General features: G+C 44.9%; 11 protein-coding genes. All 11 read left to right on the forward strand.

The window, feature by feature from the left end; translation table 11 throughout:
* Nucleotides 1–413: 413 nt before the first annotated feature.
* The 11 genes from ACTNDQ_RS07110 (at nucleotide 414) to scpB (ending at nucleotide 13,431) form a co-directional block, all read left to right on the forward strand.
* Nucleotides 414–893, forward strand: a complete 480-nt coding sequence (locus ACTNDQ_RS07110; protein ID WP_320810287.1) for a signal peptidase I — start codon at nucleotides 414–416, stop codon at nucleotides 891–893.
* A 2-nt stretch (nucleotides 894–895) separates the two neighbouring features.
* Nucleotides 896–1,543 carry a TasA family protein gene (locus ACTNDQ_RS07115; protein ID WP_114002431.1) on the forward strand — a complete coding sequence of 216 codons (648 nt, stop codon included), beginning with the start codon at nucleotides 896–898 and terminating at the stop codon, nucleotides 1,541–1,543.
* Entirely contained in the window at nucleotides 1,540–2,124 is a 585-nt protein-coding gene (locus ACTNDQ_RS07120) for a hypothetical protein (RefSeq protein WP_288787710.1), read from the forward strand. The genes ACTNDQ_RS07115 and ACTNDQ_RS07120 overlap by 4 nt, the downstream gene beginning before the upstream one ends.
* Complete coding sequence (locus ACTNDQ_RS07125; RefSeq protein ID WP_441064303.1) at nucleotides 2,121–3,353, forward strand: hypothetical protein; 1,233 nt, start codon at nucleotides 2,121–2,123, stop codon at nucleotides 3,351–3,353. Before ACTNDQ_RS07120 ends, ACTNDQ_RS07125 begins: the two co-directional genes overlap by 4 nt.
* Nucleotides 3,350–6,634: a SpaA isopeptide-forming pilin-related protein gene (locus ACTNDQ_RS07130; RefSeq protein WP_441064304.1), complete on the forward strand. Its 3,285-nt coding sequence runs from the start codon at nucleotides 3,350–3,352 to the stop codon at nucleotides 6,632–6,634. Before ACTNDQ_RS07125 ends, ACTNDQ_RS07130 begins: the two co-directional genes overlap by 4 nt.
* A gap of 161 nt (nucleotides 6,635–6,795) precedes the next feature.
* Nucleotides 6,796–8,817 carry a diguanylate cyclase domain-containing protein gene (locus tag ACTNDQ_RS07135; RefSeq protein WP_441064305.1) on the forward strand — a complete coding sequence of 674 codons (2,022 nt, stop codon included), beginning with the start codon at nucleotides 6,796–6,798 and terminating at the stop codon, nucleotides 8,815–8,817.
* A 108-nt stretch (nucleotides 8,818–8,925) separates the two neighbouring features.
* The gene (locus ACTNDQ_RS07140; protein ID WP_278795755.1) at nucleotides 8,926–10,113 is read left to right on the forward strand and encodes a D-alanyl-D-alanine carboxypeptidase family protein; all 1,188 of its coding nucleotides are present in this window, start codon (nucleotides 8,926–8,928) and stop codon (nucleotides 10,111–10,113) included.
* An 87-nt stretch (nucleotides 10,114–10,200) separates the two neighbouring features.
* Nucleotides 10,201–11,235, forward strand: a complete 1,035-nt coding sequence (locus tag ACTNDQ_RS07145) for a molybdopterin-binding protein (protein WP_279198846.1) — start codon at nucleotides 10,201–10,203, stop codon at nucleotides 11,233–11,235.
* Between the two features lies 1 nt (nucleotide 11,236).
* Entirely contained in the window at nucleotides 11,237–12,043 is an 807-nt protein-coding gene (locus ACTNDQ_RS07150) for a metallophosphoesterase (RefSeq protein WP_278795752.1), read from the forward strand.
* A gap of 9 nt (nucleotides 12,044–12,052) precedes the next feature.
* Nucleotides 12,053–12,838, forward strand: a complete 786-nt coding sequence (locus tag ACTNDQ_RS07155; RefSeq protein ID WP_278795750.1) for a segregation and condensation protein A — start codon at nucleotides 12,053–12,055, stop codon at nucleotides 12,836–12,838.
* Between the two features lie 23 nt (nucleotides 12,839–12,861).
* On the forward strand, nucleotides 12,862–13,431 hold the full coding sequence (gene scpB, locus ACTNDQ_RS07160; RefSeq protein WP_021650518.1) for an SMC-Scp complex subunit ScpB: 570 nt from the start codon (nucleotides 12,862–12,864) through the stop codon (nucleotides 13,429–13,431).
* Nucleotides 13,432–13,480 lie beyond the last annotated feature (49 nt).

Below are 13,480 nucleotides of genomic sequence, written 5' to 3' on the forward strand. Positions count from 1 at the left end.
GAGAAACCAGTGTCGAATCCTGTCGGACGAATTTGATTGACTTCCGGATCTGAGGACCCTATAATAACATCATCTGAAACAAATCTTTTTTAACAAATGTCGCAGGAATCCTTCATCTCTGTATGTGATGAGAGGAACTGCACATCTGAGCATATCTGCTCGAATAATTTCCATTCAGAATTTTTGCTGTATTATTATTTTGATCATGCTTGTCCTCACTTCAAAATCTGTGAGTTTAAGTGATGGGAGCATGTTGCGAATTGCCATATTGACTGCTATACAGGGAGGACTTTTTTATGGCTCAATTTATGTGGGGCAGGTCTCCGCCGGAATTTTCCTGATATCCGAACACTGTTTCTTTCCCTGCAGAGGGAAGTGATCATCAAATATCGTATGTAGAACAGAATACAGGAATGAAAATATTTTTTCGATGTATCGGCAACACAGTTCTGGGACTGATGCTGGTGATGGCATTGGTGCTTCTTATTCCCGGACTTTTCAGGATCCGGCCCTATGTGGTCTATTCCGGATCCATGGAACCTGAGATCCCAACCGGAGCTGTGGTTTTTACAAAGGAAGGAGAGTTTTCTCCGAAAAAGGGAGATATCATTACTTTTCATAACGGAGATACCGTTGTCACCCACAGAGTGGTTAAAAAAGAAAAGGATATCTTTATCACAAAAGGTGACGCCAACAAGACAGAAGATCCTGTTCCCGCAGAGGCGTCACAGATCATCGGGCGGGTAGTCTTTCACCTGCCTTATCTGGGCTACGTGATCCATTTTCTGAAAGCCCGGATCCCTTTTGCCGCAGTTTGCATAGCGGCATGTCTGTCAGTACTCTTTGATCTGGCATATACCCCAAAAAAGAAAAAAATACAGGGAGGAATTTAATCATGATGAAAAACAGAAAACTGGTAAAAGGAATCGCACTTGCTGCTGTGATCACTGCACTGGCAGCCGGAGGAACAGCTGCATATCTCACGGATTTTGAAACGGCAACCAACAGCTTTACCGTAGGAAAAGTGGATATCGACCTGGATGAGCCTAACTGGAAACCGGAGGACAATACAGATCTGGTTCCTACTCAGGTGATCCGGAAGGACCCCTATGTAGCAAATAAAGGAGTAAATGAAGCATTTGTCTATCTGGAAGTTTCTGTTCCGGTTCGAAATGTGATCACGGCAGCCAAGGATGGCACCAGAAATGCACTTGCAAAAACAGAGCTGTTCAGCTTCACCAAAAACAAGGACTGGACACAGCTGGAGCGGACCGAAGTGGGGCAGAATATGGTTTACACCTATGCATATAACCACATCCTGAAGCCGGGAACAAAGACAACAACTCTTTTTGATACAGTAACCTTTGCCAATATCATCGAAGGTCAGCTGGATACACAGCAGATCGATATGCCGGTACGGGCTTATGCGATCCAGGCTACCAATACCGGAGATGACAAGACTACGGTTCTGGAGCAGGCAACTGCTGCTTACCAGAAATATGTAAATCAGAATAAAGGACAGGCCGGTGGTGTCACGAAATGAATAAATTAAAAAGACCCGTTTTCCTTCTCCTGACAGCAGGGATCCTGTGCGCAACAGGGACTGCGGCGTATTTTTCAGATTTTGAAAAAAAGATAAATTCTGCTGCAGTGGGGTATGTGACAACGGAGATCGAGGAAGATTTTCCGGATCCTACACCTACGCCTATGGAGAATGGCCCGTCCTACAGAAAAGAGATCCGGATCGGAAATTTTTCCGGCAGTGTGAAAGGGTTCCAGGCAGACTGCTATGTGAGGATGTCCCTTTCCTGCTCTAATGACGATATCGGCAGAGGCGTGAAATTAACAGGTCTGGATACGGCAAACTGGGTGTATAACAGTCAGGACGGCTATTATTACTACCGGAAAAAAATATCCGAGGGAGAAAAAACAGCTCCTCTGTGTACCGGATTTCAGATCGATCCCCAAAAGATCGATGATACTTACAGGGACAGCATTAAGGATTTTGAGATCAATGTTTATGAGGAAGCTGTACAGGCAGAAGGATTTTCAGATTATGAAAGTGCGTGGAGGTATTTTTCAGATCCGGTTTCTGCTCAGGCAGAAAGGAGGGGGAATGCTTGAAAAAACACCTTAAAGCCCTGCTGGCAGGTGCTGCTGTGGCAGGCAGTATCCTGGCGTGTACGGCTGCTTATGCCAGATTTTCAGATTCCGTGACAGTGACCAATCACATATCAGTGGGAGATATCAATATTTCTCTTCGGGAACTGGAAAAAAAGGACGGCCGAGAAATGAAATATCAGGATCGCCGGATCGTTCTTCCGGGAGATGAGATATCCAAGATCCCCAGGATCACCAATCACTCAGAGCCATGCTGGGTAAGGGTGAAGATCTCTTATACAGATGATCTGGATGGTTTGGATGGTTTGGATGGTCTGGATGACAGGAATCTTACAGGAATGTCACCGAGATGGATCCGGAAGGGAGAGTATTTTTATTATACCAGGAAGCTGGAACAGGGAGACAGCGTGGATATTTTTACCGGTGTGACTGTACCATCCCAATGGGATGAATCCTACCAGGATAAGAAGCTGGGGATCACCATCGTGGCGGATGCTGTCCAGGCGGCAAATTTTGCACCGGATTTCCGTGCCATGTCACCCTGGGGAAATCAGAAGATCTTAAGATGTATCCACGATACCGATGGTCTTGTGGTTCAGAAAAAAAGTCCGGTGGATCTGAAGGTGGAGTTTGAAGGAAATGCGCACAAACTGATCGCGGCTCCGGAAGACTTTTTTTCCGGATTTTCCACGGCAATGCCGGGAGATGTTTTTCATGATTCTGTAGAGATCCGTAACACAACGGAGCATGCTGCAGAGATCTTCTTCCGCACATCACCGGAATGTAAATCGGTAAAGGATCAGGAATTTCTGAAAAAGCTGAAGCTTGTGATTACCATGAATGATAAAAAGCTGTATTCCGGGGATCTTCTGGCTGCATCTCTCAATAAAGCCGTGTCCCTGGGGGAATTTTCCAGCGGAGAAAAAGGAAACATGAGATTTGAGGTTACGGTTCCGGCAGAGTTGGATAATTTATATGCTCTTCGAGCTGCAGATGTGAAATGGATCTTTTCTGTGGAGGAGGATCAGGAGACGGCAGATACCAGCCCTGTTCCACGCCGGAATGGCAGGAAAGAAGCCACAGAAAGAGCTTCCGGAAATAACAGTTCTTCAGTAAGGACAACACCAGTGAAGACCGGAGATGAATCTCCTGTGATCCTGTTTGCACTGATGGCTGGTATGGCGCTGCTTACCTGCAGTCTGACGCTATGGAAAGGAGGACGAAAAAATTGAAAAGAAGAATGATCGGTGCATGGATGGCATTGATGATCACAGCTTCTTCTCTTGTGGCTTCGCCCAGTCCTGCAGCAGATATGAGTTCGGTATCAGCAGATCTGCAGCAGGAACAGACAGAACCGGAGGAAGAAGAGGAGGCCCCGGATATTCCGGTAACAGATCAGCCCGGGGAGGCTGAGATGCCGGTTCCGACAGCCTTGCCTGAACCGGAAACGGTGGAGGAAGCTTTTGAAGAAGGTAAAGATAATACTGAAAATACGGACAGTGATGAGCTGATCGAACCGGAAGAAGAACCGGAAGCTGCTTCAAAAGAAGGAGAAAATATAGCCCTGACAGAGATACCGGCGCAGACAGAGGATCCGGGATTTACTGTATTCACGGAAGAAAACGCGGAAATCCTTACAGGAGAAAGTGAAGAGGATCAGGAACTGATCCAGGATATCGAAAACGGAGAGATCATTGCTCTTTCTGCAGCACTTCCCGGGGAGTTCCGGGAAGCTGGCAGTGCGGAAGTAATCTCAGAAGGAGAGGATGCTATCGCAGCTACAGCACTTTCCCCGTCCCAGTATTATCTGGACAGCTGGACCAGGGTTTACTGCGATGAGATCTGGACAGCTGCCAATGATTTTCTTGGTCCCGGAAATAAAACCCGTATGGGATGTACGTATCGTTCTGTACATTATATCGATGATACAGGAGAGGAAAAGGTTTCACCTCTGTATTGCCTGAAAGCAACTCAGGATGGACTGGACAGTATGACGCTGAAGAATGAGGCAGTAAAAGCACTGACTAATTCTGTGATCCAGAAGCTTTTGTACTTTGGTTACGGAGGACCGGGGGATCTGGGAACCGGATACGACCCCTCCTGCAGTCACATAGACTGGTCAAAATGGCAGAACCGTTATGTATTTACTCATATTGCGCTGTCAAAGGTATACTTTAATGACTGTGGATATGCCACAGCAGCAGAAGTAGAACACACAGGGATAAACCGCCTGATCGATAAGATCCAGACATTGACGATCCCTGCAAGAAACAAGGCAGCCGTTTATGTTTCCGAAGACGGTTCCTGGGCAGCAGCATCCGGAAAGACGATCCCGTTAAGTGTATTCCGAAGCAGACCTGCAGGTTTTCCCTTTGTTCCGGACAGTATGAAAGACGGATTTCAGATGAGTACTCTTATGAAAGTAACAGATGGAGCAAAAGCAGGGAACGGGATCACCATAACAAGAGGAGCCGCAGAAAAATGGCAGCTGGCCTACTGGACGAGCGCAACGGATTATAATTCACAGAAAACCAATCCCAAAATGATGTCGGGGACAAGCCTGAGCCTTAAGGATGGGGCATATTTTTTTCTGATCTTTCCGTTAAATGCATCTGCGACAAAGAAGTTTTCCTGTAAAATGCTGCTTCAGCCGGTTTCCTATATCCTGGTTGACGGAAGTGCCCAGGCAGGAAAAGATGGAGTACAGGATTTTGGCGCTTACGTATACCAGGGAACAAGAGGAAGCCTTTCGTTTTCAGTAAAGCCATCAGTTTATGGCAATGCAAAGCTGGTCAAGAAGGAACCCAACACGGGAAAACTGATCCAGGGAGCGCAGTACGGACTGTTTGCAGCAGAAGCTCTGACCTCCGGATACCGGACTATGTACAGTAAGGATCAGAAGGTTTCAACCGGAACAACAAACGCCGGTGGAGAGATCCTTTTTTCAAAACTGGTTCCAGGAAAATACTATGTGAAAGAAACGAAAACCGCTGCAGGCTATAAGCTGAACACCGCTATCAAAAATGTTACAGTAACCGGCGGAAAGACGACAACCGTCAGCGTAACGGATATCATGGATATCAGCGGAACAGTATCCATCAGAAAAAAAGACGGAAATACCGGCGATCCACTGGCAGGAGCTGAATTCACCCTGTATCAGTGGAGTAAAAAAAGCAAAGCCTACGTAACCTTAAAAAAACTGACTTATGATGGACAGAAGCGTACCTATAACTCCGGGAAATTTAATTATACCGAAGACAATCAGGGAAAATTCCGTGTGCGTGAGACAAAAGCTCCTCCCAATTACACCGGAAACTGGCAGAAGAATTTTACGCTGGAAAAGCCGGGAGAAAAGCAGGAATTTCTGTTTGAAGCAGTGAACTATCAGAACGAAAAACGAAGGATAGAGGTTCGTAAGATCGATGCGAAGACCGGTGAAGTACTGAAGGGTGCGGAATTTACACTTTATGAATACAGTGCAGCCAAAAAAGCCTATAAAGAAAAAGGAACACTTCTGGATTATGACAGCTCAAGTGAGCTTTATGTAAGCAGTGAACTTTTAAAGACTTCGGATAATGAGGGAAAATATAAGATCGTGGAAACAAAGACTCCGCCCGGATATACAGGAAGCTGGGAAGAAGAGGTGGATATCACAGACAAGGATGCACGCCTTTCCTTTGAAGTTGTCAATGAACAGGAAAAGGAATATAAAGGGGTGATCCGTCTGAGAAAAACAGACATCTATACAGGAGAAGTTCTGGAAGATGCGGAATTTACCGTGCTTCAGTGGAATAGAGGGAAGCAGACTTACCAGAATGACCTGGGCGGGCAGAGTATCCTGAAGTTTGACGTAGAAACCGGATGGTACTCTACGGAAGAGCTGGTGCTTACAGATGCTAATCAGGGAAGGTTCAAAGTAGTGGAAACAAAAAATCCGGAAAACTATACAGGCAAATACGAAAAGGAGGTAATCTTCCAGAAAAAAGAAAATACAGATACGGATACTGTGGATCTGAAAGCAGAGAATACTCCGGTAACACTTCCGCTTGGAAATATCACCATCATAAAAAAGATCAAAGAGGAGGATATTACCTGGGCTCATGGAAATCCAACCTTTTCCTTTGTGGCAGAAGGTACGGATCTATCCGGAAATCCTCACAGATATGAGGATTATGTGACCTTTACCAGAGGAAGCTATGAAACCGATAAAAATGGCTATGCAACATTATCGGTCACTCTCAGGAATATCCCGCTGGGGCAGTATACGGTCTGGGAAAAACCGGTACTACGCTACTATCTGAAAGATGTACGGGCAAATACAGAGAATGTCCGAATCATAAAAGGCGCTGCACCTGCATATGGTACAGATCCCCGGAAGATTGCTTCCGGTACGGCTGCTCTGACAATGCAAAACAAAAATGCATCGCTGACTTTTGTAAATGAGAAATCCAGATATGATCGATATTCCCATAATGACAGCATAAAAAATACCATACCCGTATCATTTTCCTGAAAAAAATACAGAGGGGCAGGAGTAATCCTGCCCTTAGCTGCGTATTTTATATAGTAAAAAACAAACTGTAAAAAGAAATAAAAAAACTACATATATACCCAAAGATATGGTATACTTTTTTACAAATACTGTGAACTCAAGAACTCTCTGGGAGGTCGATGATGAAAACAGACGAAAAAAATCCCGTTTTTGATATTCGGGATACATTGGAAAAATACGCTTGCATTTATCGAAATACTACACTGAAGCTTTTTCAGTACTGTCAGGAGACGGACATATATGAACGTCTGGATGAATACCTGAGACCTGTAAAAAATATTACGGATTTTAAGACCAGTGGACAGAAATACAGCAATGTTTATAAAGACGACTGGAAGTACCTGACGGATTTTCTGACATCCCGGGAAGGCGGGACGATAGAAGTGCGGTGTATCAATAAAGATGGTAATGCGAGTCTTCTGACAGTACGGGGATTTATAGCACAGGATAAAAATACCGGATATCATTATTTCATAGGAAGCTCCAGAGATATCACCAGGGAGAAGTTGCAGGAAGAATTTCTTGAGGAACGTGCCCAGAAAGATCCTCTGACCGGAGTGTATAACCGCTTTTTCGGAAAAGAACTGATCGATGAATACCTTGCATCCAGAAATCCCTATGCAGGATGCGGGATGATGGTGCTTGATGTAGATTATTTTAAAAATGTAAATGATACTTACGGACATATGTTCGGTGATGAAGTCCTGAAACGTTTTGCGGAGCTGTTTGTGGCTTTGTTCGACATTAATGATGTGATCATGCGTCTGGGTGGCGATGAATTTGTGATCCTTTTGAAGGATATCAGCCATGCAGCGATCATGAAAAAGGCAGGAAAACTGATACGGGAAGTGCAGAAACTTAAATTTCCGGGAACCACGTATCTGGCAACCTGCAGTGTGGGGATCTGCTTTCTTCCGGAAAATGTTTCCGGATATACATATCAGCAGCTCTTTGAAAATGCAGACTGGGCACTTTACCAGGCAAAGAAAAATGGAAAAAACCGCTATGCTTTCTGTGATAATCTGAGACGTTTTGAGGATAAGACAGAGGAAAAGCAGGAATTATACGAGGGTGTTGAGATAGATGCCAGATATCTTCATAATGATATTGTTTCTACTGCATTTGAAATATTTGAAAAAATGAGCAGCTTTCAGGCAGCGATTGAACTTCTGATGAAAGTGATCGGTCTGAAATTCCGGCTTAACCGGATCACAGTCCTGCATACCAAGGTGGCAGAGCAGAAAATAAACAGGGTTTTTCAATGGGTTTCGGAAGAAGAATACAGGCTTTTGATAGATGAGATACATTTTTCAAAAAGTGATTTTATCACATTGTTTCGCCACAATGATGAATATGGTACTGTGGTGATTCAGGAGAATGATCTGGCTGAATATTCGGAACAGGGAAGAAAGAATGTGTTACAGTGCGGAGCAAAAACCGTAGTCTGTGCTGCCATGTACTGTGAGGGAAGCTATACAGGGGCCATTGCATACGTGACCTGCCAGGAAAAAAGGCTCTGGTCCAGAGAAGATCGTAAGCTGCTGGGAGAAGTGACCAAGATCATTTCCGCGCATTATGCCAAGAACCAGGCATTTAACAGTGCTTATCGTAGCATTGCTGCAGAATCCGGATGGGATCAGCTTACCGGATTGTCTTCTTTTTCAAGATTTCGCGAAAATGTGGAGAAAATGCTGATCGGAGGTTACGGGCCGGGACATGCAGTGATATATACCGATTTTGAAAAATTTAAACGTATTAATGCAAAATACGGATATCGTATGGGAGATCAGATCCTGCGGCAGTTTTCCGAGTATGTGATAAGCGTTCTAAAAACAGATATGGATGTATATTTTACCAGGGCGATCTCTGATCATTTTATCCTTTTCACTCCATGTGATATGGATGTTGATCCGGAAACATCTGTTTTAAAGACCAATCAGGAGTTCTTACGGCAGATGAAAGAGAAATATCCGGATATGGAGCTCTGTGTCCGCACTGGGATCTATCTGATCACCAAAGAATGTAACAATGCATCTGAGGCGATCGATGCAGCGAATTATGCAAGAAAATATGCTGCTGGAAATTGTGAAACAGGTGTTAAGCTGTATGACGAAGAACTGAAAAAGCAAAGCGATGCAGAGTGAAAGATACAGGAATACGGACCGGAATCTATGCTTTTTCAGAATTTCAGGAATAATCTTTCAGGAAAGCTTTTACAATAGAACAGAGATGTTTGCGGCAGGAGTGAGCTTATGAACAGAAGTGTTCCGGAAAGTCTTTTGATCTGTATTTTAGTCTTATGCCTGGCTCTGACACCCGTTGGTGTCAGGGGAGAAACGGAAGATAGTGGAAAAGCACAGAAGCTGATCGAAGCGCCGGGTGCAGTCCTTATGGAAAAAGAAACCGGTACAGTGATCTATTCCAGGGATCCTGACACCCGAAGAAGCCCGGCCAGTATTACAAAGATCATGACATTGATCCTGATCTTTGATGCTATCCGTGAGGGAACCCTGCATCTGGAGGATAGCATTACCACCAGTGCTTATGCCAGATCCATGGGAGGGTCTCAGGTATTTCTGGAAGAAGGGGAAAAGCAGACTGCAGAAACCATGATCAAATGTATTGTGATCGCTTCCGGAAATGATGCCAGCGTAGCTATGGCGGAGCATGTTGCGGGAACAGAACAAGCCTTTGTGGAGAGGATGAACGAGAGGGCGAAGGATCTTGGAATGAAAAATACCCATTTTGTGGATTGCTGCGGGCTGACGGAATCACAGGAGCATTATACAACTCCCTATGACATTGCACTTATGAGCAGGGAGCTCATCAGCAGATATCCGGAAGTTCTTACATATTCATCTGTCTGGATGGAGGATATCACACACGTTACCAGAAAAGGATCCTCGAAATTTACACTGACCAACACAAATAAACTGCTGCGCAGCTATGAGGGGTGTATGGGACTTAAAACGGGCAGCACCAGTATTGCAAAATACTGTCTCAGTGCTGTGGCAGAACGAAACGGGATCACACTGATCGCCTCAGTGATGGCCGCACCGGACCCGAAAACAAGATTCCGGGATGCAGCAGCTCTTTTAAATTACGGCTTTTCTAAATGCACATTGTATCTGGATGATGCTCTGGAGCCACTGAAACCTATGAAGCTCCGCAAAGGAGTCAAAGAGCAGGTTCCGCTTGTATATAGAGGGAAATTCCGATATATCAGCACAGATGGAACGAAACCTGACAATGTTAAGAAAAAGTTGATCCTTCCCAAAGAACAAAGTGCGCCGGTGAAAAAAGGGCAGAAAGCAGGGGCACAGGAATACTATCAGGATGGGAAAAAGATCGGTAGTCTGGATATCCTGTACGGGGAAACAATAAAAAAGGCCGGATACCATGACTGGCTGGAAAGAACCTGTCAGGCATTTCTTTTGTGATGCCTGCAACATATTTTGACAAAAAGGGCAGACTGGATGTATAATACAACGGATTGAAGAAATAACAGAACAGGGAAGGGATTTTGGATGAAAGAGATCAGAACAGAAGATGCAGTGGGACACATTCTGTGCCATGATATCACGCAGATCATAAAAGATGAGAAAAAAGGCGTTCTTTTCAAAAAGGGGCATGTAGTGAAAGAAGAAGATATACCACTGCTGCTCTCTGTAGGAAAAGAACACCTTTTTGTGTGGGAGAAAAAACCGGGGATTCTTCACGAAAATGAAGCCGCAGAGATCCTTTACAAAATCTGTGCCGGAAACTCTTCCAAAGTACATGGAACTGAGATCAAAGAAGGTAAAATCGAGGTGGTATCAAAGATCGATGGTATTCTGAAAATACGTCGTGATGCACTTGTGGCTGTGAATTCTCTGGGAGAAATGATGATTGCTTCCAGACATGGCGATTTTCCGATAAAAAAAGGTGATAAGGTTGCAGGAACCAGGATCATTCCGCTTGTGATCGAGAAAGAGAAAATGGATGCAGCAGAGAAGGCAGCAGGAAATCTTCCGATCTTTGACATTCTCCCTTACCAGCAGAAAAAAGTAGGGATCGTCACAACCGGAAGTGAGATCAAAAAAGGACTGATCCGGGATACCTTCACACCGGTACTCCGGGAAAAGCTTTCCGGTTTTCCGACAGAAGTGACAGGACAGGTGATGCCGGGAGATGATAAGGAAGAGATCACAAAAGCAATTCTTTCTTTCGCAGATGCAGGAGCAGATCTGATCATCTGTACCGGCGGAATGAGTGTGGATCCCGATGACCGTACTCCGGGCGGGATCCGGGATACCGGAGCAAAGATCGTAACCTATGGAGCACCTGTACTTCCGGGAGCTATGCTGCTTGTGGCATATCTTGAGCGGAACGGAAGATCCATACCGGTACTTGGACTTCCGGGTTGCGTCATGTACGCAAAAAGAACGGTATTTGATCTGATCCTGCCCAGAGTAATGGCGGATGATGAGATCAAGGCAGAGGAGATCGCCAGGCTGGGAGAAGGCGGACTTTGTCTGAACTGTCCGGTTTGTACTTTCCCAAACTGCGGATTTGGAAAATAATATGAAAAAATTCAAAATCAAACAATATGAGATCCATATGGACAAGATCCATGCTCCACAGGGCGTGCGGATGATCCTTCTTGCGGATCTTCACGGGATATCCTACGGAAAAGACAATATACGGCTGACAAAGACGATCCGAAAGCTTGCTCCGGACGTGATACTTTCTGCCGGCGACATGGCTGTACGTACAGAAACGGATACTCTGGTAACTGCATGTAAGCTGCTGACAGAGCTTGCCGGGGATTTTCCTGTGTATTATGCACTTGGTAATCATGAATATAAAATGTTCCTTTCCGAAGAATATCGGCCATATTATGCGAAATATGAAAAGGCACTGAAAAAAGCTGGTGTGCATATTTTAAGGAACGGACATGAAGCTATGGTCCTGAAGGGAGAGCGCTTCTGTTTCTGGGGGCTGGAACTTCCCATCGAATATTATCACAAGCCGAGATCACCGAAGCTGAAAAAAGAAGTGATGGAAGAACTGATCGGAAAACCTGAAGATAAAGGGATGCAGATCCTGCTGGCACATAATCCAAAATACGGAAAAACCTATTTTGAATGGGGCGCAGATCTGATCCTGTCCGGACACTATCACGGAGGCGTTGTCCGCCTCAGTGAACATTACGGTCTTTCATCTCCTCAATATCTGTTTCTTCCGCCGTTTTGCTGTGGAGACTTTCACAAAGGGGATCAGCATATGATCGTCAGTGCCGGACTTGGAGAACATACCATCCCCCTTCGGATCCATAATCCAAGGGAACTGCTGGTGATCGATATAAAACCTTCCGAAAAAATGAAATGAGGAAACCCTATGGCATTATCTGTTAAGCTGAATGTATTTGAAGGCCCTTTGGATCTTCTGCTTCACCTGATCGACAAAAACAAGATCGATATCTATGATATTCCTATTGTGGAGATCACAGATCAGTATATGGAATATCTGCATTCCATGGAAAAAGAAGATCTGGGGATCATGAGTGAATTTCTTGTCATGGCAGCTACTCTTCTGGATATCAAATGTAAAATGCTTCTTCCGAAAGAAGTGAATGAGGAAGGAGAAGAGGAGGACCCCAGAGCAGAGCTTGTGCAGAAGCTGCTGGAATATAAGATGTACAAATATATGTCCTATGAATTACGGGACAGGCTTGGAGATGCGGCAGGGGTTTATTACCGAAAACAGGATCTTCCGGAAGAAGTGCTGCAATATACTCCACCGTCTGATCCCCAGGAACTTCTCCGGGGTCTGACACTGGAGCGGATGAGTGCGATCTATCAGGCTTTGATCCGCAGACAGGAAAATAAGATCGATCCGATCCGAAGTAAATTTGGAAGGATCGAAAAAGAGGAAATATCACTTTCCGATAAATTGCTGGAAATGAAGGAATATGCAAAAACTCACCGGAAATTCAGCTTTCGCAGGCTGATGGAAAACCAGCATTCCAAAATACAGCTGATCGTGACCTTTCTGGCGATTCTGGAACTGATGAAGATGGGACATGTTCATGCAGAACAGGAAGAGCTTTTTGATGATATTCATGTGGAAGTTATCACGGATCCGGACACATGGAAGAATCTGACAGAGTTCGCAGATGAATAATATAGTAGGAATGAGGACAATAAGTGGAAATCAAACGAATTGAAGGAGAAATCGAAGCCATCCTGTTTGCAATGGGAGAAGCTGTGGAATTACCCCGTATTGCCAGAGCGATCCGTCAGGATCCGACAACAACGGAAAATATCATCCGAAATATGATGATCCGTTATCAGGAAGAAGAGCGGGGGATCCAGATCATAGAGCTCGAAAACTCCTTTCAGCTTTGTACAAAAAAAGAATACTATGATTCTCTTATTCGGATCGCAGCGCAGCCAAAGAAACCCACGCTGACAGACGTTATGCTTGAAACCCTTTCGATCATTGCCTACAAACAGCCTGTTACAAAAGCAGAGATTGAAAAGATCCGAGGGGTAAAATGTGATCATGCCATCAATAAGCTGATGGATTATGATCTGGTGAGAGAACTTGGACGTCTGGATGCTCCGGGTCGTCCGATCCTCCTGGGAACCACCGAAGAATTTCTGCGCTGCTTTGGTGTCCATGGGCTGGAAGACCTTCCGGAAATGGATCCGGTCCAGCTGGAGGATTTCAAGGCGGAAGCAGAGGAAGAGATCCAGCTGAAGCTGGACGTATAACAAATAACACGGACAGATGCCGGTTTACCGGGACCTGCCGGACAGATCA

The sequence above is a fragment of the Blautia massiliensis (ex Liu et al. 2021) genome (genome assembly GCF_052064225.1).
Classification (GTDB): Bacteria; Bacillota; Clostridia; order Lachnospirales; family Lachnospiraceae; genus Blautia_A; species Blautia_A fusiformis.

Bases quoted from the DNA above. Each gene is read 5' to 3' on its own strand.
- ACTNDQ_RS07115 (WP_114002431.1), top strand. From the start codon at position 896: ATGATGAAAAACAGAAAACTGGTAAAAGGAATCGCACTTGCTGCTGTG.
- ACTNDQ_RS07155 (WP_278795750.1), top strand. From the start codon at position 12,053: ATGGCATTATCTGTTAAGCTGAATGTATTTGAAGGCCCTTTGGATCTT.
- ACTNDQ_RS07150 (WP_278795752.1), top strand. From the start codon at position 11,237: ATGAAAAAATTCAAAATCAAACAATATGAGATCCATATGGACAAGATC.
- ACTNDQ_RS07135 (WP_441064305.1), top strand. From the start codon at position 6,796: ATGAAAACAGACGAAAAAAATCCCGTTTTTGATATTCGGGATACATTG.
- ACTNDQ_RS07110 (WP_320810287.1), top strand. From the start codon at position 414: ATGAAAATATTTTTTCGATGTATCGGCAACACAGTTCTGGGACTGATG.
- ACTNDQ_RS07145 (WP_279198846.1), top strand. From the start codon at position 10,201: ATGAAAGAGATCAGAACAGAAGATGCAGTGGGACACATTCTGTGCCAT.
- ACTNDQ_RS07140 (WP_278795755.1), top strand. From the start codon at position 8,926: ATGAACAGAAGTGTTCCGGAAAGTCTTTTGATCTGTATTTTAGTCTTA.
- ACTNDQ_RS07120 (WP_288787710.1), top strand. From the start codon at position 1,540: ATGAATAAATTAAAAAGACCCGTTTTCCTTCTCCTGACAGCAGGGATC.